This is a genomic window from Microvirga terricola (assembly GCF_011777495.1).
Taxonomy (GTDB): domain Bacteria; phylum Pseudomonadota; class Alphaproteobacteria; order Rhizobiales; family Beijerinckiaceae; genus Microvirga; species Microvirga terricola.
In genome coordinates, this window is record NZ_JAATJS010000002.1 from 159,752 (window position 1) to 178,815 (window position 19,064).

A 19,064-nucleotide genomic window follows, 5' to 3' on the forward strand; every position below is an offset into this window, starting at 1 on the left:
TGACTTCCCGGGCATGATCCTGTCGGAAGGGGTTCTCCCTTCCCGGATCATGCCCTCGTGACCTTTCTCGATAATCTTCCCTTCGAATCCATTGGCGTTGCCGTTTTCGCGCTGTCCGGTGCGCTCATGGCGGCCCGCAAGGGCATGGACCCCTTCGGCTTCGCCCTGCTTGCCACCCTCACCGGGGTCGGCGGCGGCACGGTGCGCGACGTGCTCATTGGTATCAAGCCGGTCTTTTGGGTGGGTGATCCGACCGATGTGCTCGTCTGCCTACTCGTGGCCGAACTGGTCTTTGCACTCGGCCCTGAGCGGGTGGCTCGCATCGAAGGCGGGCGGCGAGGGCGGGTGCTGTTGTGGGCGGACGCTGTGGGCCTTGCCCTCTTCGCCGTCATGGGAACCGGCAAGGCGTTGACGGCGGGCGTGCCGGCCCTGTCCGCGATTGCACTCGGCACCGTCACGGCGACCTTCGGCGGCATCATCCGCGATATCTTTGCCGGAACGACGCCACTCGTGCTGCGGCAGGAGATCTACGTCACGGCAGCGGCGCTGGGCGCTGCGGTCATGGTTGCGCTCGGCAGCCTTGGCCTCGATCCCTTCCTGAGTGCGGGATGCGGCTTCGCGGCAGGTTTCACCTTGCGCGCGCTCGCGCTCCTGCGCGGCTGGTCCCTTCCGGCGTTTCCCCGGCGGGACTAAGTCGCCAGGCCATAGAGCGTCCGGGCTCGAGCGTGGTCCAAAGGCCGGTCGCCCGCAATGTGCAAGAAATAGTCGAGTTGCCAGTGCTGCGTTTTCAGGGCCTGCCGGTTCGTCGGCCTGTCCCAGGGCGGATAGACGCGCATTCCACGTTTGCCGCCCTTGCCGTCGCGGGAAACGATGTCCCGCTCGCATAAGACAGATTTGGGAAAGACAAACTGGCCCAGGCGCTGATCCTGACGACAACTGATGACGAAAAGATCGATCGGGTCTGAGGTGTCGAAGGGTTGGATCGGGCCTTGGCCGCTCCGCTTCCACAAGGTCACGAACTGCCCGATTTTTGTGGGCGTGATCTTCGACACCCTAAACCACAAGGCCCGGCCGCTCAGCTCAATCGCGCAGGCGCCATAGTCCAGACTTTCCGGCTCCGCTCGCGGCGGTGAACACGAGAATCCATTCGGCTCGTAGACAAGCGCGATGGCGGCCAGCAAATCCTGCGGGAGCGTGTCTTTCATGCGGCCGAACGCTCTAGCGCTTCATATCCACGCTATCGATCACATTGCGGAAGCGGGGCATGAGTTGCTCGCGCTGGTCGATCTTCGCCATCCCAACCATGCGCACATAGCGGTCCGAATCGAAGCGGATCGTCTGCAACACGATGACCGGTTGGTTGGACGCTGCATCCGTCGCCTTGGCGACGATCTCGTGCCATTCTTGCCCCTTGAAGCGGAAGGATTCCGAGCGCTCGTAAGCGACGTCCTTCAGAATTTTGTTCGAGGTCAGCGCCGCCTGCGCAAACTGGTCGCGCCGCTCGCCAGGCGGCGGCGGGGGCGTCAACGACGCGGCCAGGATCACGACAGGCTGCTCCATGGCCTTGAAGGTGTCTAGCGGCCCCTCCGTGTACAGCACGGACGAGCCGGACAGCACCTTCACCGGGCGGAACCCGGCGGCGTCGGTCACCCGAAAGGGCAGGGCGGAAACCTGCTCGTCCAATGATACGGGGCCACGCAGGGCAACGCTTTTGAGCGCGCTGCGCATCTGCGCCTCGCTATAGCCGTCGGAGCCGCCCTGGACCTGCGCGACGAGAAGCGCGGTCAGATCGCCGCCTTTCACCGCCAGCACCCATTTGCGGCCCGCGTCCGGCCCCGAGACGGTACCTCCGATCAGCACGCCGGTCCTGGAACCGACCTTGAAATTCTCGCGGAAGGTGACGCTCATGCCCTGGCGCTTCAACGCCTCCTTGGTCAGGCCGGAGACGAGCTGGCTATAAGCCTCGGGGGGCATCTCGACGAAGGTGATGGCGGCGGCCTTCTCCTCGTTCTCGAAACCGGCGAAGCGCTTCGAGGGCACCATATCCTCCGGCGGCACGATGCCGATCCGCGAGGCGGGCGGAAACACCGGCTCGGCCGCAAAGGCGGCGGAAAAAGACAGGGTGAGGCCTAACGCTGCGGCAACGAAACCCTTCATAAGGTCGCCCTCCAAATGCTTCTCTTTAAGGCTTAAAGCGGCTTCTCCACCTTGCGCAAGGTGAGATTCAGTCGTCCCCCTTGTGGCAACAGGTCCGACGTGCCTGCGATCAGCCGGTCGACGCCGTGAAAGATCAGCCGCGCCGGGCCTCCGAACACAATGGCATCGCCCGATTTCAGTTTGATCGAGCGTGTCGGATCGTTGCGCTTCAGCCCGCCATAGCGAAACAGCGCCGTGTCGCCGAGCGAGAGGGAGACGACGGGCGCATCGAATTCCTGCTCGTCCCTGTCCTGATGCAGCCCCATCCGCGCGCTAGGCTCGTAGAAATTGACGAGGCAGGCATCGGGCGGATGCGGATAGCCGGAGAGTTCCGCCCAGGCTTCCAGCACCCGCTGCGGCATGGGGGGCCAGGGCTTGCCGGTTTCGGGATGGGTCGGCTGGTAGCGGTAGCTGTCGATATCCGACACCCAGCCCAGCCGTCCGCAATTGGTCGTGCGCACAGAAAACGGCTTGCCCGTGCGCGGCATCCGCGGCGTGAAAAGCGGCGCCTGCCGCGTGATGTCGCGCAGTTCCAGAAGCAGGGCTTCCTGAGCGGAGCGGTCGAGATAGTCGGGGTAGTAGATGAGGCCCGGGGCGAGCGTGACGCTGGTCATGGCAGTATTTTAGCGGGCGGGGCGCTCGATCAGAAGCAGGTCCGATTATCCCAGCTTCTTCCAGAAAACCGTGGTGTCACAGAGCCGCCCGTCCGGCCAGAGTGCGTAATCAGGGATGATGCCGGATTTCGTCCAGCCGAGCCGTGTGTACAGCCGCTCGGCGGGGGAGCCGGTGACGGTGTCGAGGGTCAAAAGGTGTAGGCCACGGCGGCGGGCTTCGTTTTCCAGCGTCGTCATCAAGGCGCCCGCCAAGCCCTTTTCACGCGCACGACGGTGGACGAGAAGCTTTTTCACGTCGGCGCGGTGGGGCTGGTTCGGGGGCGTGTCGAGGCCGAGCTGCACGGTGCCGGACAAGACCCCGTCGGCGTAGCCGCCGAACAGGATCGTCCGGCCCGCCGCGACGCTTTCGATCACGCCGCCCCACCAGGCATAGGCCTCCTCGACGGGGAACGGCCACATGAAGCTCACCGAGGCTCCGCCCGCCACGCAATCGGCGAGCGTTTCGGCAAGGCTCATGCGCTCACGCTCGGCCTGTTCCGCATCGAGAAGGCGAATGTCGGTCACGCTTCGAGCACCTTCTTGGTGGCGACGGTGGTATCGTCCTTGAGTTCGTAAACCAGCGGCACGCCGGTCGCGAGTTCCATGGAGGGGATGGTGTCGGCGTTGAGCCGGTCGAGTACCATCACGAGCGCACGCAAGGAATTGCCGTGCGCGGCCACCAGCACCCGGTCGCCGCGCATCACGCGGGGCAGGATCTCGCTGACATAGTAGGGCATCACGCGGGCGACCGTGTCCTTCAGGCTCTCGCCGCCAGGCGGAGGCACGTCGTAGGAGCGGCGCCACACATGCACCTGCTCCTCGCCCCACTTGGCGCGGGCGTCGTCCTTGTTGAGGCCGGACAGATCGCCGTAATCGCGCTCGTTCAGCGCCTGATCCTTGATCGTGGTGAGGTTCGGCTGGCCGATCTCGTCCAAAATCAGCTGGCAGGTGCGCTGGGCGCGTGACAGGTCGGAGGTGTAGGCCACGTCGAACTGGATGCCGAGCGCCTTCAGGCGGCGACCCGCGGCGCGCGCTTCTTCGACGCCAAGATCGGTCAGGCCCGGGTCCTTCCAGCCGGTGAACAGGTTCTTGAGATTCCAGTCGCTCTGGCCATGGCGGGCGAGGACGAGAAGGCGCTTCATATCGTAGGGTCTCCAGTTGATGTCGTGATGCGTTGGCCGGTCACAGGCTGTCGAGGCCGAGCACGTCGTTCATGCCGTAATAGCCGGGTTTCTTGTCGAAGGCCCAGAGGGCGGCTTTCACAGCGCCGTGGGCGAAAATGCTGCGGTCTTCCGCGCGGTGCGAGAGCTCCAGACGCTCGCCGAGGCCGGCGAAGATGACCGTGTGATCGCCAACGACCGAGCCGCCGCGAAGGCTGGCAAAACCGATATCGCCGGCCTTGCGCACGCCGGTATGCCCGTCGCGAACGCGCACCGAATGATCTTTTAGCGCGATCTGCCGCCCCTTCGCCGCCGCCTCGCCGAGAAGGAGCGCGGTGCCGGAGGGCGCATCCACCTTCATGCGGTGATGCATTTCCAGAATTTCGATGTCGAACTCGTTATCGAGAGTCGCGGCCACCTTGCGCACGAGTCCCGCCAGCAAATTCACGCCGAGCGACATGTTGCCGGACTGCACGATGCGCGCATGGCGCGCCGCCGCTTCGAGCTTGGTGTAGTCCTGATCCTGCAGGCCCGTTGTGCCGATCACATGCACGATGCGGGCCTGGGCGGCCAGCGCGGCGAAAGCGGTGGTGGCGGCGGGCGAGGTAAAATCGAGCACGCCATCGGCCTGCGCGAAGACGGGGAGGGGATCGTCGGTGACTTTGACGTCGAGGAGGCCAAGTCCCGCAAGCTGCCCGGCATCCTGCCCGAGCGCGCTGGAGCCCTTTTTGGCGATGGCCCCGACGAGGCGGCAGCCTTCGGCTTCGGCGACCGCTTTGATGAGCATGCGTCCCATCCGTCCGGCCGCGCCCACCACGACGAGTCGCATCTCGCTCATGCCCGCTCTCCTTTGTCGGCAGCCGGTATAGCCGCTGGAAGAGGGCCTGAGAAGCCGACGGCGGCGTGGAACTGCCAGGCGCATTTCACCCCGGCACATTTTCCGGCAACTACCCCGGCTGCGGCCCGTCATACCCTTCGATGACGATGATATCCGCTACCGCGTGGCCGTCGCGCTCGGCTTTTGCGGCCTTGTATTCGGGCGAATCCCAGCAAGCCAGCGCCGCCTCGTAGGATGGGAATTCGATCACCACGTTGCGGGCGCGGGCCTCGCCTTCCACCGTCTTGAACGCGCCGCCGCGCACCAGAAAGCGCGCGCCGAACTTGGCGAAGGGGACGGCATTGGCCTTGACGTAGTTCTGGTACGCGTCGGGGTTGGAGACGTCGACGCGGCCGATCCAATAGCCCTTGGCCATTACGCGGCCCCCTCGACGAGCACGAATTCGGCAATGCACGCCCCGTCGCGCTTGGCCTTGGCGGCCTGATACTCGGGCGAGTGGTAATAGGTCTTCGCGGCCTCCATCGAGTCGAACTCGATCACCACATTGCGGGCGCGGGCCTCGCCCTCCAGAGCCTCATAAGCGCCGCCGCGCACCAGCGGCCGGCCGTTGTACTGACGGATTGCCTCCGTCGCGCCCTTGGCGTACTCGGCGTAGGCCTCCGGATTGGTCACGGTAACGCGGGCGATGATGTAGGCTTTAGGCATGGCGACAGCTCCAATCGTGATGCTGCACCGAACGCCAAGCTGAGGAACCCGTCAAGACGGGATCTTGCGTCAATCGCGGAAGAGCGCCCTTCATCCGATCTCCGCCGCTGTCACGCCGCTGTGATGGTCGCGACGTATCGAAGGCCCCGTCCAACCAAGGGGTTTTCCATGATCAGGACTTTCACAGCGGCCTGCCTCGGCCTTCTCGCGCTCACCTCCCCAAGCCTCGCGACGGGGCCGAATGCCTTCGAGTTCGTGGCGCTCGGCGACATGCCGTACAACATTCCGAAAGACTACGAGAAGTTCGACCGCCTGATCGCGACGATCAACAAGAACGGCCCGGCCTTCTCGATTCACATCGGCGACATCAAGTCCGGCTCGTCGCTCTGCACGAACGAGAATTTCCAGAAGGTGTTCGAGCAGTTCGCGACCTTCGAGGTCCCTCTCGTCTACACGCCCGGCGACAATGAGTGGACCGACTGCCACCGCGAGGCCGCCGGCAAGTTCGATCCGTTGGAGCGCCTGTCGGTCATCCGCTCGATGTTCTTTTCCAAGCCCGACATGTCACTAGGCCGCAAGCCGATGCCGGTCGAGAGCCAGGCCCTCGTGATGCCGGAATACAAGACCTTCGTGGAGAACGCGCGTTTCGAGAAGAACGGCGTCATGTTCGTCACGCTTCACGTCGTGGGGTCGAACAACGACTTCGAGCCTGTGAACCCTAAGACGGCGATGGAATATTTCGAGCGTGACAAAGCCAACATCGCCTGGCTCGACGACAGCGTGAAGCGTGCGGCCGAGCGCGGCGCGAAAGCCATGGTCATCGCTTTCCAGGCGAACCCTTATGACATCCGCCAGAAGACGGGCGGCCTGCCCGTCGCGTCGGCCTTCGTCAACACGGTGAAGGGACTTGAGCGCGCCGCGAAGACTCTCAATCGCCCGATCCTGGTGATCGAGGGTGACGAACACACCTTCGAATATGTTCCGCTGCTCAACACCGAGTTCAAGCCGATCCCGAATGCCATGCGCCTTCAGGTGATGGGCGCGGATCAGGTGCAGGCGGTGCGTGTCACCGTCGATCCGGACGATCCGGCGGTGTTCGGCGTGAAGCCGCTCATCGTGCGCGAGAACATCGGCAACTGAGTCTGGATTTAAGATTGGACCGAGGCGATTTCGTTCACGATCGCCTCGGCCGCCGCGCGCGGATCGGCCGCCTTCACGATGGGACGCGCCACGACGAGATGTGTGGCGCCGTTGCGGATGGCGTCACCGGGCGTCACGACGCGCTTCTGATCTCCGGCTTCCGAACCCGCAGGCCGGATGCCGGGCGTGACGATGAAGCGCTCGGGCCCAACGATGGCGCGCACGCTCGCCGCTTCTGTCGCGGCGCAGACGATGCCGTCGATGCCGATGTCACGCGCCTGGGCGGCGCGCTTGGCAACCAGCTCCGCCGCCGGCACGGGGGCGTAGCCCGCCTCGACAAGATCCTTGTCGTCGTAGGAGGTCAGCACCGTCACCGCCAAAATCTTCAGCTTAGAACCAGCCTTGCCGGCCACTGCCGCACGCATGGTCTGCGGATAGGCGTGGACGGTCAAAAACGTCGCGCCGAGCCGGGCGACGGAGCGCACGCCTTCTTCCACCGTGTTGCCGATGTCGTGGAGTTTGAGATCGAGAAAGATCTTCTTGCCTTCAGCGATCAGCTCCTCGGCGAAGGAGAGGCCGCCCGCGTAGCCGAGTTGATAACCGATCTTGTAGAAAGTCCCCGCATCCCCAATGCGTTTGACGACCGCGCGCGCCTCCTCCACGGAGGGAAGATCGAGCCCGATGATGAGTCTGTCGCGAATGTCCCTTGCCGGAATGGACTCCGAGGAAAGGGGCATCGCTGGGCTCATGGTGTCGTCGCCTTATTGTAGACCCAGACTCGGGCCGGGGGGAGGTTGCGCCAGATACGGTTCGAAGCGCGGGTTTTATACGCCTGCGAGCGCGCTGGAATGGGCGGCACGACCGCGTAGGTGAACTGAATGAAGGGAGCCTCGGGGTGCATCATGGCTTGCGCCGCTTCGAGCAGGTCGAGGCGCTGGTCCATCGGCTTGGTGAAGAGCGGCAGGCTGGAGACGGTCGCGGCTGCGGGTTCCTTCAGCAGATCGCCCAAGGTCTCCTGCAGGTCGTAGGCATCGCCCTGAACGATGGTCGCCTTCGGGAAACGCCGCTTCAAAAGCTGGCAGAAGTCATGGCTGTATTCGACCAGGATCAGTCGTTCCTGTTCCACGCCACGCCGGATCAGGGCGTCGGTGACGGGGCCGGTGCCGGGGCCGAGTTCGATGATGGGGCCGGGAATGCGCGGGTCCACATAGGACGCCATGGTGCGGGCTAGAGCCTTACCGGAGGGGGTTACCGCCCCAACAATGAGCGGGCGTTCGAGCCAGGAGCGCAGAAAACGGGCTTCATCCTCGAATCGGTCCTTGCGGAGGGGCAATTTCCGGGGCGTAGGCCGTTGAAACGACTGAAGCACTGAGAAGACCCCTCGCTCGGGCGGATCACGTTGGTTGTTTAGAACTCTCGGAAAACGACCGTCAAGCTCGCGTATTTTTCACGAAGTCTGGTTCATGAAAATGCTCCGAGGACCGGAAAGGATGCATTTCTTTTCTCACGGCCAGACTTCACTTTCGTGAAACACGCTCTAGGCGGTGCCGCCGAAGCCGTCCAGAAATTCCCGGAAACGCGAGAAAAAGCCCGAGCTTTCCGGGTGATTCTCCTTCGAGCATTCCTGGTCGAACTCCATCAGAAGCTCGCGCTGGCGCTTGGAGAGCTTCTGCGGGGTTTCCACAACAACCTGAATGTAGAGGTCGCCCACGTCCCGCGAGCGCAGCACCGGCATGCCCTTGCCCTTAAGGCGGAACTGCTTGCCGGATTGGGTGCCCTCAGGAACCTTCACCTGGGCTTCCGTGCCATCCAAGGTCGGCACATTGAGTTCGCCGCCGAGCGCTGCCGTCACCATGGAGATCGGCACGCGGCAGAAAAGATCTGCCCCGTCGCGCTGATAGAACGGGTGGGCCCTGAGCGACAGGAAGATATAGAGATCGCCCGGCGGCCCGCCACGCAGGCCAGCCTCGCCCTCGCCCGCGAGGCGGATGCGGGTGCCGTCCTCGACGCCAGCCGGAATGTTGACCGAGAGCGTGCGCTCACGCGTGACGCGACCAGCGCCGCCGCACTCGGCGCACGGATCGTCGATGATGTCGCCGCGCCCGTGGCAGTTGGGGCAGGTGCGCTCGATGGAGAAGAAGCCTTGCGTCGCGCGCACCCGGCCCGCGCCACCGCAGGTCGGGCAGGTCTTGGGCTTGGAACCCGGCTTCGCGCCGCTGCCCGAGCAGGATTCGCAGGTGATTGCGGTTGGAATCTTGAGCTCGGCAGTCTTGCCGCGAAAGGCTTCGTCGAGAGTGATTTCGAGGTTGTAGCGCATGTCCGCGCCACGCTCGCGCCCGCCCGCGCCACGGCCGCCACCGCGCCCGCGTCCCTCACCGAAAAAGTTGTCGAAAATGTCCGACATGAAGTCAGAAAAGTCGTTGCCAAAGCCCGGCCCGCCCGCGCCTGCGCCGCCATTGGCGAAAGCGGCGTGACCATAGCGGTCATAGGCCGCGCGTTTCTGGCCGTCCGAGAGCGTTTGATACGCCTCGTTGATTTCCTTGAACTTGACCTCGGCCTCGTGATTTCCCGGGTTCTTGTCCGGGTGAAATTGCATCGCGAGCTTCCGGAAGGCGGATTTCAGCTCCACCTCGGTCACAGTCTTCGAAACGCCGAGAACCTCGTAGTAGTCGCGCTTGGACATCAGCGGGTTAGCCCCTCGATAGGGCGAATGGCGAGTGGCGCGTGACGAACGGGGAACAAAGCTTCAGCGCCGTGTTCCTGCCATTCGCCATTCGCCACCCCCACTCGCTTATTTTTACGCCCGCTTCTTCTTGTCGTCGTCGCTGACTTCCTGGAAGTCGGCATCGATGACGTCGTCCTTCTTGGGCTCTGCGCCGGCATGCTCGCCGCCTTCGCCGGCCGCCTGCTGGGCCTGATACATGGCCTCGCCGAGCTTCATGGAGGCCTGCATCAGGTCCGTCGTGCGGGCCTTGATGGTCTCGGCATCCTCACCGGCGAGCGCCTGCTTGAGGGCGTCGATGGCGGTTTCGATGCCCTGCTTGTCACCCTCCGAGACCTTGTCGCCGTAATCCTTCAGCGACTTCTCGGTGGTGTGAACGAGGCTCTCACCCTGGTTCTTGGCTTCGACAAGCTCGCGGCGCTTCTTGTCTTCCTCGGCGTGAGCCTCGGCGTCCTTCACCATCTTGTCGATGTCGGCTTCCGAGAGACCGCCCGAGGCCTGGATGCGGATCTGCTGCTCCTTGGCCGTCGCCTTGTCCTTCGCGGTAACGTTGACGATGCCGTTGGCGTCGATGTCAAAGGTCACCTCGATCTGCGGCATGCCGCGCGGAGCCGGCGGAATGCCCATCAGGTCGAACTGGCCGAGCAGCTTGTTGTCCGCCGCCATTTCGCGCTCGCCCTGGAAGACGCGGATGGTGACCGCATTCTGGTTGTCTTCCGCGGTCGAGAACACCTGGCCCTTCTTGGTCGGGATCGTCGTGTTGCGCTCGATGAGGCGGGTGAACACGCCGCCCAGCGTCTCGATGCCCAGCGAAAGCGGGGTCACGTCGAGGAGCAGCACGTCCTTCACGTCGCCCTGGAGCACGCCCGCCTGGATCGCGGCGCCGATGGCGACCACTTCATCCGGGTTGACGCCCTTGTGGGGCTCCTTGCCGAAGAACGACTTCACGACTTCCTGTATCTTGGGCATGCGGGTCATGCCGCCGACCAGAACCACTTCGTCGATCTCGCCGGCCGAGATGCCGGCATCCTTCAACGCCTTGCGGCAGGGCTCGATGGTCTTCTGCACCAGATCGTCGACGAGCGACTCGAACTTGGCGCGGGAGAGCTTGAGCGCGAGGTGCTTCGGACCCGAAGCGTCGGCGGTAATGTAGGGCAGGTTGATTTCGGTCTGGCTTGCCGAGGACAGCTCGATCTTGGCCTTTTCGGCCGCTTCCTTCAGACGCTGAAGGGCGAGCTTGTCCTTCGTCAGGTCGATGCCCTGTTCCTTCTTGAATTCGGCTGCGAGATACTCGACGAGGCGCATGTCGAAGTCTTCACCGCCGAGGAAGGTGTCGCCGTTCGTCGACTTCACCTCAAACACGCCGTCGCCGATCTCGAGGATCGACACGTCGAAGGTGCCGCCGCCGAGGTCATAGACCGCAATCGTGCCGTGATTCTTCTTCTCGAGGCCGTAGGCCAACGCTGCCGCCGTCGGCTCGTTGATGATGCGGAGCACCTCGAGGCCGGCGATCTTGCCCGCGTCCTTGGTGGCCTGGCGCTGGGCGTCGTTGAAGTAAGCCGGAACCGTGATGACGGCCTGCGTCACCGTCTGGCCGAGATAGGCCTCTGCGGTTTCCTTCATCTTCTGGAGCGTGAAGGCGGAAATCTGCGAGGGCGAATATTGCTTGCCGTCGGCTTCGACCCAGGCGTCGCCGTTCGGGCCCTTGATGATGTGGTAGGGGACGAGGCCCATGTCCTTCTTGGTCATGGGGTCGTCGAAGGTGCGCCCGATCAGGCGCTTGATGGCGAAAAACGTCCGCGACGGGTTCGTGACCGCCTGGCGCTTTGCCGGCTGGCCGACGAGACGCTCGCCGTCGTCGGTAAAGGCGACGATGGACGGGGTCGTCCGCGCACCTTCCGCGTTTTCGATGACTTTAGGTTGCGCGCCTTCCATAACGGCGACGCAGGAGTTGGTAGTTCCGAGGTCGATACCAATGACCTTACCCATGGCGGGATCCCTCACTTTCAAGCAGACCGCCGCACCCCGAAGCGGTGCGGCCCATGGCTTCAAGTTGACGATATGGCCGGGCCCCGCCCCTAAAAGGCGTTCCCGGCTCTGGCGGTGATATAAGAAGGGGCGCGAAACGCCGCAAGTCGAACGTGAGACCTCGTTGGCCTCAATCGCGCGGCTTTAGCCCCAAGCGGGCCTCTCTGCCATAGGGCGGCGCGGCTGAAAAGGGGGCTTCCGGCCCATCGGATTTGCAGGGTGTCAGGGCCGACCATCCGTGAACTGCACGAGGTCCCACAAATTGCCGTACAGATCCTCGAACACGGCGACGGTGCCGTAGGGGGCCTGCTTCGGCTCACGAACAAAGGTGATGCCGGCCTCAATCATTGCCGCGTAGTCCCGGTGGAAATCGTCGGTGCGCAGGAACAGGAAGACCCGTCCGCCCGCCTGGTTGCCGACGAACGTCTCCTGGTGGGGCGAGGACGCGCGTGCCAGAAGGAGCGATGTCGTCCCATCGCCCGGCGGGCGAACGATAACCCAGCGCTTGTCTTGCTCCGGCTGATACGTGTCCTCGACCAGATCGAACCGAAGTTTGTTGGTGTAAAAGTCTATGGCCTCGTCGTAGTCGCGAACAACAAGAGCGATATGTGCAAGACTCTGGTTCAACTGATTCTCCTCTTAACGGGCGATCCACCATGTTAAATGGCCCGGCCCGTTTAGAAAGAGCCCGTTCTTAAGCTGGGATTATTATGTCAAAGCCTGAAATCGTGGTGACAAACATTATCGATCAAGAGATCGAAAAGCTCATCGGCGGTGGGTTGAATGCCTTCAATGACGAAGTCACTGGATATGCGGACAGGCAGGCGCTTGCCGTTTTGGTGAGGGACCCGGTCACCGGCCATGTTCTCGGTGGCGCAACGGGGCGTTCGTCCTTAGGCCTGCTGTTCCTGGATTTATTTTATCTGCCGAAGGACTTGCGCGGCGCGGGGCTCGGCACGGCCATCCTTAGAGCTTTCGAGGAAGAAGGCCGGCGCCGAGGTTGCGTGGCGGGTGTTCTCTACACGATCAGCTTCCAGGCACCTGAATTCTACGAGCGCCATGGCTGGCGACGGTTTGGCGAGATCGCATGCGAGCCGCCGGGAACCAGTCGGATTTTCCTAACCAAACAGCTTTAGCCGATCTTGGGCGCCCTGGAGAGCGCCCAAGCAGTTGTTTTTATTATCCCAAGATTCGGCTGGTTAATCCTCCAGCTGGCGCACCACCGGTCGCGACCCTGATCCCTGTGTGAATTCTCGGAAGGCAGCTCGCCTGTGCGCTCTCTTGGATAAAAAATATCCGACGATGGCGAGAGCTGCGATTATGAGCGGCAAGCTGTCAACTACAGCCCATGTCACAAAAGAAATTGGATCGTCTGCGTAAGAAATCCACCCAGCCTTGCCGCCGCGAGGCATGGCGAAGATGAGCCAGGAGCCGGCGAAACTATAGAGATTATAGAGGGCGAAAACGATCAGGCCCGCACAGATGCTTGCAGCCACAAGCTTTCCGAGAACTTCCTTGATGGCCCTAGGTATCAGACGCTCAAAGAGGGCTTCGATCAGATGTTCGATTAGGTTTATCAAGAACGTTCTCTGATTACACCATATCAAGTGATAAAGTATCAGGTCGTTCAAGCTTACTCCAGAGCCGAACTCCGTCCCGCTTCCCACCCCAAAATCGCTTGTTTTCGGGTGAGCCCCCAATGATAGCCGGTGAGCGCGCCGGAGCGGCCGAGGACCCGGTGGCAGGGGACGACGAAGGAGATCGGGTTCTTCCCCACGGCCGCGCCGACCGCCCGCGCCGCGGCGGGCTTGCCGATGTGGCGGGCGATGTCGGAGTAGGACGTCGCCTTGTCGCGCGGGATGCGCAAAAGCGTCTCCCAGACCCGGACCACGAAATCGGTGCCGATCAGGACGACCCGCAGTGGCTGCTCCTCCTGCCATCTGGCGGGATCGAAGATCCGCTTTGCCAGAGGGGCGATGGCTTTCGGGTCCTCCACATACGCTGCCTTTGGCCAGCGGCGCGTCATGTCAGCCAGCGCCGCCGCGCGGTCGCCGTCATCGACGAAGCCGAGGCCGGCGAGACCCCGGTCGGTGGCGATCAGCAACGCTTCTCCGAAGGGGGAGGGGTGGAAGCCGTAGCGCATGGTGAGTCCCGCGCCGCCGGTGCGGTAATCGCCGGGCGTCATGGCTTCATGGGTCACGAACAGGTCGTGCAGCCGCGCCGGGCCGGACAGGCCGACCTCGTAGGTCGCATCCAGCACGCTGGCTGAATCGGCCAGCAGTGTCTTGGCATTGTCGAGCGTGATCGCCTGCAAGAAGGCCTTGGGGCTCAGGCCCGACCAGCGCCGGAAGAGATGGTGCACATGGGTCGTCGAGAGGCCCACCTGCTCCGCGATGTCCTCCAGCGAAGGCTGGTCGCGCCAGTGCTCGGAGATATAGGCGATGATCCGGCGCACGCGCTCGTAATCCGCGCAAGGCCCTTCGGCCAGGGCCGGCGCTTCCGATTCGGTTGTGATGTCGTGCAACATGTCGAGCATGGGTGTGCTCCTTTTGCCGGCGATTTTAGCCTTGACGCGGGGAGACGACACCCGTTTCCTGTGATGGCCGCGAAATGCGCTGGCCTTAGTATCCACGCTTCACGTCCGAAAGCGCACGCCCGAAGGCGTCGGCGAAGCTTTCGCGCTCCGGCGGGGACAGGTCGTGGGCGATCACCACGTGCTCGCCGCGGGAATTGAGGGTCAGTTCCTGCACGCCGAACTCGTCGTCGACCTCGCGATCGAGGCGGGTCCAGAGTGGGTTGAAGCGCCATTCGCGCACCTCGCCCCGATGGCTGATCTTGCGGAGAAGCAGGCGCACCGGGCTCAATTCCAGAAGCTCGAAGGACTCGCCCTGCCGATAGTTGATGCGAAACGCGATATAGAGCCCCAGAAAATCGAGGCCGAAGAAACCGACGATGGGCCAGAAGCCAAGAATGACGAAGGGCAGGCTCGCGACGATGGAGGTGAGACACAACAGGATCATCATGATCCTGAAACCTTTGGGTCCAAGCGAGCGGTGAGGCCGGATCACCGCCGAGAAGACCGGCCGGTCGAACCTCTCCACATCCTCGAATGTCGCTTTGCCGCTGACCATGCCTGAATTATAACGCAACCATGTCCGATCTGAAGCCGCCACCGCGCCGCAAGGCAACGTCAAAACCCTCGGTATCCGCTGCGAAGCCCGGGCGCCGGCCGAAGCCTGTCGACAAGGCGACGGTCATCGAAATCTTTCGTCGGTTCGAGGCCGCCAATCCGCATCCCGAAGGCGAGCTGGAATACGTCAATCCCTACACGCTTCTGGTCGCGGTGTTGCTCTCCGCGCAAGCGACGGATGTCGGCGTGAACAAGGCGACGCGGCTTCTCTTTCCCCTCGCCGACACGCCCCAAAGGATGCTGGAGCTCGGCGAGGAGGGAGTGCGTGAGAAAATCAAGACGCTGAACTATTTCAATACCAAGGCGAAGAACGTCATCGCGATGTCGAAGCGTCTGGTGGAAGAGTTCGGCGGCGCGGTGCCGCGCACCATGGAAGAGCTGACCTCGCTACCCGGCGTCGGTCAGAAGACCGCGAGCGTGGTGATGAACATTGCGTTCCACATTCCGCATATCGCAGTCGACACGCATATTTTCCGCGTCGCGAACCGCATTCCGTTCGTCCACACCAAGACGCCGCTGGAGACGCAGGCGCCGCTGGAAAAGCTGGTACCGGATGAGTTCAAGCTGCACGCCCATCACTGGCTGATCCTGCACGGGCGCTATGTGTGCAAGGCGCGCACGCCGGAATGCCCGCGCTGCCCGATCAACGATCTCTGCCGCTATCCGGCAAAGACTCTCTGAACCGCTCAGCCGAAGACGATCAGTCCCGCAAGGCCGGCTGCGCCGACGATAATCCGCCACCAGGCGAAGAGAGCGAAGCCGTGGCGGGAGATATAGTCGAGGAACGTCTTCACCACGACGAGCGCCGACACGAAGGCCGCCGCGAAGCCGATGACGATGAGCAGGCCGTCGTTGGCGGAGAGGTTTTTGTAGTTCTTCAACAGATCGTAGGCGAATGCGCCCGCCATGGTCGGCATGGCGAGGAAGAACGAGAACTCCGCTGCCGCCCGCTTGTCAGCACCCAGCAGCATCGCGCCGACGATGGTCGCGCCCGAGCGCGAGACGCCGGGCACCATGGCGAGACACTGAAGGAAGCCGATCTTCACATACATCGTCAGCGGGAAACGCGTCGCGTCGTGCTGCTTTGGCTGGAGCGGGATGCTGTCCACCAACAGCAGCACGAAGCCGCCGGCGATCAGCGTCATGCAGACGATCCACGGGTTGAAGAGGATATCCTTGATGAAGCCGTGCAGCGCCGCACCGATGAGGGCGGCGGGGAGAAAAGCGAGAAAGACGCCGGTGACGAAACGGCGCGCCGCCGGGTCGGTCGGCAGGGCTTTCGCGATGGACAGAAGCTTGCCGAAATAGACCGCCAGGATCGCCAGGATCGCGCCGAGCTGGACCAGCACCTCAAAGGTCTTGCCCGTCGATTCGAAGCCCAGGAAGTGGCCCACGAGGAGCAGGTGACCCGTCGAGGAGACCGGCAGAAACTCGGTCAGGCCTTCGATCAGGCCGAGAAAAAGCGCCTCAAGGATTTGAGTCATGGGAAGATCCTGGGAAAAGTCCCAGCCAGATGGCGGGTGTTGGCTCAAGCTGTCAAGGCAACTTGCGGGGTAGTGAAACTGTTCGCATAGGCCTTGTCAGATTCACCAAAAATCCTTACCGGGTCTTAACGAAACGTGGCCTTATTCTCGCCGCCTGTTTCGCGTCTGACACGCCAATGGCCATCCTTCATTCCTATCCCTTTTGTCCGCATTCGCGGTTCGCGCGCTTGGTTTTGGCCGAATTGGGCCTCGAGCCGGACCTTGTCGAGGAAAAACCCTGGGAGCGGCGCGTTCCCGTTCTCGAACTCAATCCGGCCGGAAACCTGCCTCTTTTCATCGACGATGAGGGGCTGGCAGTGCCGGGCGCGCGGATTTTGGCGGAGTTTCTCGACGAAACGTGGGACGAGAGCGCCGGCGACCGCCGCTTTATGCCGCAGAACGCGGCGCAGCGCGTTGAGGTGCGCCGCCTGATGGACTGGTTCCTCGTGAAATTCCACGAGGAGGTGACGGATTATCTGGCGACGGAAAAGATCTACAAGCGTTTCATGCCCGCCGAGCTTGGCGGCGGACCGCCGGATATGAGCGCGATTCGCGCAGCCCGCACCAATGTGCGATACCACCTGAAATATATCGGCTTCCTCACCGCGAAGCGGAATTGGCTGGCGGGCGACCAGATGACCTATGCGGATCTGGCGGCGGCGGCTCATCTCTCGGTGGTGGATTATCTCGGCGACGTGCCATGGGACGAGGACGAAACAGCCAAGCATTGGTACGCCAAGGTGAAATCCCGGCCGTCCTTCCGCACGCTTCTGGCGGACCGGGTGGCGGGCATGGCCCCGGCGGATCACTACGACAATCTGGATTTCTAGAAGCCCGCGCGCTGAAAGAGGCGTTCATCGCCCGCGCCAGGGCGCTCGGCTTCGATATCGTCCGCGTCGCAAGGCCGGATGCGATCCCGCTTGCGCCGGAGCGGCTGCAAAGCTGGCTCGCCCAAGGCCACCAGGGTTCCATGGAGTGGATGGCGGAAACGGCTGAGCGCCGCGCCGATCCGCGCGTGCTCTGGCCGGACGTGAAAAGCGTCCTGCTGCTCGGCCTCAATTACGGCCCGAGCGGCGATCCGCTCGCCGCCCTTCAGCTCAAGGACCGCGCCTCGATTGCCGTCTATGCCCGCAATCGCGACTATCACGACGTCATCAAGGGCAAGCTGAAGGAGGCTGCCGGCTTCCTCGCCGCCAAGGGTGGATCGGATGTGAAGGTCTTCGTCGACACCGCGCCGGTCATGGAAAAGACGCTGGCAGAAGCGGCGGGCCTCGGCTGGCAGGGCAAGCACACGGTTCTGGTCTCACGCGAATTCGGCAACTGGCTCTTTCTCGGTGCGATCTTCACGACGGCGGAGCTTCCCGCCGATGCGTCGGAAAAAGATCATTGCGGCTCCTGCCGCCGCTGCCTCGACATCTGCCCGACGAAGGCCTTTCCGGCGCCCTATCAGCTCGATGCGCGCCGCTGCATTTCCTACCTCACCATCGAGCATAAGGGGCATATTCCGCCGGACCTTCGCGAAGGCATCGGCAATCGCATCTTCGGTTGCGATGATTGCTTGGCCGTGTGCCCGTGGAATAAGTTCGCGCAAGTTGGGCGCGAGGTGAGATTGCAGCAGCGGGAAGATTTGGCCGCTTTGCCGCTGGCCGATTTGGCGCGGCTCGATGATGCGGCGTTCCGCGCGTTCTTTGCGGGCACGCCGATCAAGCGCACCGGGCGTGATCGGTTCGTGCGCAACGTCCTCATCGCCATCGGCAATTCAGGCGATGAGCGCCTCGCCGTCGAGGCTGAGCGTCTGCTCGACGACGCATCGCCGCTGGTGCGCGCCATGGCCGTGTGGGCGCTGGCGCATCTCACGTCGCCGCAAGTGTTGGCCGCTCATGCAAAGGGGCGATCGGAGAATGAAACCGATCCGCAAGTCCGCGCGGAATGGGAAGCTGCTTACGCCGCCTGACGGTTTGCCGCCGCGCTGAAATGGCCGACATAGCGCGGGCTGATGGCCGTGACCGGCAGGATGACCAGCACGTCGGTGGTGCCGAACTGATGGTCGATCACCGCGCCGCGACCGAAGCTGGCGCCGAGGCGGAGATAACCTTTGATCAGCGGCGGCAGTGCGTGCAGCGCCGCCTTCGGATCGACCTCCTCCTTCGGCAAAATGTCCATCGCCGTGAATCGCTCGGGGAGTGCGGCGGCGTGCCATCCGGTCGGCGGGGCGGCATAATGGTGCAGGAAGCTCAGGGGCAGGGCGAGTTCCTTAGGGTCCGTGCCTTCAAGGCTCGCGCAGCCGATCATCACGTCGATGCGGTGGTGCTGCACATAATTCCAGATGCCCTGCCACAGCAGTTCAACGGTGCGCTTGTTGCGATAGGCCTTGAGCACACAGGAGCGGCCAAGTTCGAGAAAACGTAAGGAAGGATGCGCCTTGATCAGCGGCGCGATGTCGTATTCGCCCGCGGTGTAGAAGCCGGAATGGCTGTCTGCCACTTCCTGGCGCAGCAGGCGGTAGGTGCCGACGACCTTCGGCTTCTGCTTGCCGAAACGCTTCTTGGCATCGTGGTCGAGAACGAGCAGGTGGTCGCACAGCGCGTCGTATTCGTCGACGTCGCGGCGGGAAATGAGCGATGCGCCGTTCGGAGCTGCCGACATCTCCTTGAAGAAGACCTTGAAGCGCAGCTTCTGCGCCTTGCGGATTTCCTTGGTGGTCGTCGCCAGGCGCACCTCCAGAGAGCCGAGGCGGCCAAGTACGGGGTCGAGCGAGCCGTGATGTCGGACGATCTTGGACAGGCCAGGAATGAACTTCGTCATGCCCTTGGGCGAGACGAGCGTGTTGATCACAGGCGCCAGGGCGGGTCGCTGCATGGTTGCCGCGTTTGTCGACGGAGAGGGAATCATCGAAGCCTCGTGGGGAC

24 protein-coding genes are annotated in these 19,064 nt (G+C 63.1%); 6 read left to right on the top strand and 18 right to left on the bottom strand.

The genetic code is table 11. The annotated features are described in order from the left end of the window. The first annotated feature begins 57 nt into the window (after nt 1-57). Nucleotides 58-693: a trimeric intracellular cation channel family protein gene (locus HB375_RS05095; protein ID WP_343232351.1), complete on the top strand. Its 636-nt coding sequence runs from the start codon at nt 58-60 to the stop codon at nt 691-693. Here HB375_RS05095 and HB375_RS05100 read toward each other — a convergent pair. The 8 genes from HB375_RS05100 to HB375_RS05135 all read right to left on the bottom strand — a co-directional run bounded on the left by HB375_RS05100 (nt 690) and on the right by HB375_RS05135 (nt 5,552). Next, nucleotides 690-1,205, bottom strand: coding sequence for a MepB family protein (locus HB375_RS05100; RefSeq protein WP_167671906.1), 516 nt, complete (start codon nt 1,203-1,205; stop codon nt 690-692). The genes HB375_RS05095 and HB375_RS05100 overlap by 4 nt on opposite strands. A gap of 13 nt (nt 1,206-1,218) precedes the next feature. Further along, the gene (locus tag HB375_RS05105; RefSeq protein WP_167671907.1) at nt 1,219-2,157 is read right to left on the bottom strand and encodes a hypothetical protein; all 939 of its coding nucleotides are present in this window, start codon (nt 2,155-2,157) and stop codon (nt 1,219-1,221) included. Nucleotides 2,158-2,189: 32 nt separating this feature from the next. After that, on the bottom strand, nt 2,190-2,810 hold the full coding sequence (locus tag HB375_RS05110; protein ID WP_167671908.1) for an alpha-ketoglutarate-dependent dioxygenase AlkB family protein: 621 nt from the start codon (nt 2,808-2,810) through the stop codon (nt 2,190-2,192). Nucleotides 2,811-2,855: 45 nt separating this feature from the next. Beyond that, nucleotides 2,856-3,374 (bottom strand): GNAT family N-acetyltransferase, encoded by a 519-nt coding sequence (locus tag HB375_RS05115; RefSeq protein ID WP_343232352.1) that lies wholly within the window; start codon nt 3,372-3,374, stop codon nt 2,856-2,858. Further along, a complete protein-coding gene (locus tag HB375_RS05120; protein ID WP_167671909.1) occupies nt 3,371-3,991 on the bottom strand; it encodes a 2,3-bisphosphoglycerate-dependent phosphoglycerate mutase in 621 nt (206 codons plus the stop codon). The genes HB375_RS05115 and HB375_RS05120 overlap by 4 nt, the downstream gene beginning before the upstream one ends. Nucleotides 3,992-4,031: 40 nt before the next feature. Then, on the bottom strand, nt 4,032-4,838 hold the full coding sequence (dapB, locus tag HB375_RS05125) for a 4-hydroxy-tetrahydrodipicolinate reductase (RefSeq protein WP_167672501.1): 807 nt from the start codon (nt 4,836-4,838) through the stop codon (nt 4,032-4,034). A 118-nt stretch (nt 4,839-4,956) separates the two neighbouring features. Further along, nucleotides 4,957-5,262: a DUF1330 domain-containing protein gene (locus HB375_RS05130; protein ID WP_167671910.1), complete on the bottom strand. Its 306-nt coding sequence runs from the start codon at nt 5,260-5,262 to the stop codon at nt 4,957-4,959. Further along, the gene (locus tag HB375_RS05135) at nt 5,262-5,552 is read right to left on the bottom strand and encodes a DUF1330 domain-containing protein (RefSeq protein WP_167671911.1); all 291 of its coding nucleotides are present in this window, start codon (nt 5,550-5,552) and stop codon (nt 5,262-5,264) included. The genes HB375_RS05130 and HB375_RS05135 overlap by 1 nt, the downstream gene beginning before the upstream one ends. Nucleotides 5,553-5,720: 168 nt before the next feature. Between HB375_RS05135 and HB375_RS05140 the strand changes: the two genes are divergently transcribed. Then, on the top strand, nt 5,721-6,692 hold the full coding sequence (locus HB375_RS05140; protein WP_167671912.1) for a metallophosphoesterase family protein: 972 nt from the start codon (nt 5,721-5,723) through the stop codon (nt 6,690-6,692). An 8-nt stretch (nt 6,693-6,700) separates the two neighbouring features. Here HB375_RS05140 and pyrF read toward each other — a convergent pair whose 3' ends face one another. The 5 genes from pyrF to HB375_RS05165 form a co-directional block, all read right to left on the bottom strand. Beyond that, nucleotides 6,701-7,429: an orotidine-5'-phosphate decarboxylase gene (pyrF, locus tag HB375_RS05145; RefSeq protein WP_167671913.1), complete on the bottom strand. Its 729-nt coding sequence runs from the start codon at nt 7,427-7,429 to the stop codon at nt 6,701-6,703. 8 nt (nt 7,430-7,437) lie between these two features. Continuing rightward, nucleotides 7,438-8,025, bottom strand: coding sequence for a class I SAM-dependent methyltransferase (locus HB375_RS05150; RefSeq protein ID WP_205800070.1), 588 nt, complete (start codon nt 8,023-8,025; stop codon nt 7,438-7,440). 204 nt (nt 8,026-8,229) lie between these two features. Next, nucleotides 8,230-9,375, bottom strand: a complete 1,146-nt coding sequence (dnaJ, locus tag HB375_RS05155; protein ID WP_167671915.1) for a molecular chaperone DnaJ — start codon at nt 9,373-9,375, stop codon at nt 8,230-8,232. Between the two features lie 114 nt (nt 9,376-9,489). Beyond that, nucleotides 9,490-11,403 (bottom strand): molecular chaperone DnaK, encoded by a 1,914-nt coding sequence (gene dnaK, locus HB375_RS05160; RefSeq protein ID WP_167671916.1) that lies wholly within the window; start codon nt 11,401-11,403, stop codon nt 9,490-9,492. Between the two features lie 261 nt (nt 11,404-11,664). Then, on the bottom strand, nt 11,665-12,069 hold the full coding sequence (locus HB375_RS05165; RefSeq protein WP_167671917.1) for a VOC family protein: 405 nt from the start codon (nt 12,067-12,069) through the stop codon (nt 11,665-11,667). An 83-nt stretch (nt 12,070-12,152) separates the two neighbouring features. On the opposite strand from HB375_RS05165, the gene HB375_RS05170 reads away from it, so the two are divergent. Next, the gene (locus tag HB375_RS05170; RefSeq protein WP_167671918.1) at nt 12,153-12,578 is read left to right on the top strand and encodes a GNAT family N-acetyltransferase; all 426 of its coding nucleotides are present in this window, start codon (nt 12,153-12,155) and stop codon (nt 12,576-12,578) included. A gap of 63 nt (nt 12,579-12,641) precedes the next feature. On the opposite strand, the gene HB375_RS05175 is transcribed toward HB375_RS05170, so the two are convergent. From HB375_RS05175 to HB375_RS05185, 3 genes are all read right to left on the bottom strand, one after another. After that, nucleotides 12,642-13,073, bottom strand: coding sequence for a hypothetical protein (locus HB375_RS05175; protein ID WP_167671919.1), 432 nt, complete (start codon nt 13,071-13,073; stop codon nt 12,642-12,644). Nucleotides 13,074-13,075: 2 nt separating this feature from the next. After that, nucleotides 13,076-13,978, bottom strand: coding sequence for a methylated-DNA--[protein]-cysteine S-methyltransferase (locus tag HB375_RS05180; RefSeq protein ID WP_167671920.1), 903 nt, complete (start codon nt 13,976-13,978; stop codon nt 13,076-13,078). Between the two features lie 85 nt (nt 13,979-14,063). Further along, nucleotides 14,064-14,573, bottom strand: coding sequence for a DUF2244 domain-containing protein (locus HB375_RS05185; protein WP_167671921.1), 510 nt, complete (start codon nt 14,571-14,573; stop codon nt 14,064-14,066). A 20-nt stretch (nt 14,574-14,593) separates the two neighbouring features. Here HB375_RS05185 and nth point away from each other — a divergent pair, with 20 nt between their 5' ends. Further along, the gene (gene nth / locus HB375_RS05190; RefSeq protein WP_167671922.1) at nt 14,594-15,313 is read left to right on the top strand and encodes an endonuclease III; all 720 of its coding nucleotides are present in this window, start codon (nt 14,594-14,596) and stop codon (nt 15,311-15,313) included. 5 nt (nt 15,314-15,318) lie between these two features. Here the strand turns inward: nth and HB375_RS05195 are convergent, their stop codons facing one another. Beyond that, nucleotides 15,319-16,116, bottom strand: coding sequence for an undecaprenyl-diphosphate phosphatase (locus tag HB375_RS05195; RefSeq protein ID WP_167671923.1), 798 nt, complete (start codon nt 16,114-16,116; stop codon nt 15,319-15,321). Between the two features lie 176 nt (nt 16,117-16,292). Between HB375_RS05195 and HB375_RS05200 the strand changes: the two genes are divergently transcribed. Then, nucleotides 16,293-16,985 (top strand): glutathione S-transferase family protein, encoded by a 693-nt coding sequence (locus tag HB375_RS05200; RefSeq protein ID WP_246728362.1) that lies wholly within the window; start codon nt 16,293-16,295, stop codon nt 16,983-16,985. Continuing rightward, nucleotides 16,883-18,109: a tRNA epoxyqueuosine(34) reductase QueG gene (queG, locus tag HB375_RS05205; protein WP_246728363.1), complete on the top strand. Its 1,227-nt coding sequence runs from the start codon at nt 16,883-16,885 to the stop codon at nt 18,107-18,109. Before HB375_RS05200 ends, queG begins: the two co-directional genes overlap by 103 nt. On the opposite strand, the gene olsB is transcribed toward queG, so the two are convergent. After that, entirely contained in the window at nt 18,097-19,014 is a 918-nt protein-coding gene (gene olsB / locus HB375_RS05210) for a l-ornithine N(alpha)-acyltransferase (RefSeq protein WP_425515159.1), read from the bottom strand. The genes queG and olsB overlap by 13 nt on opposite strands. Nucleotides 19,015-19,064 lie beyond the last annotated feature (50 nt).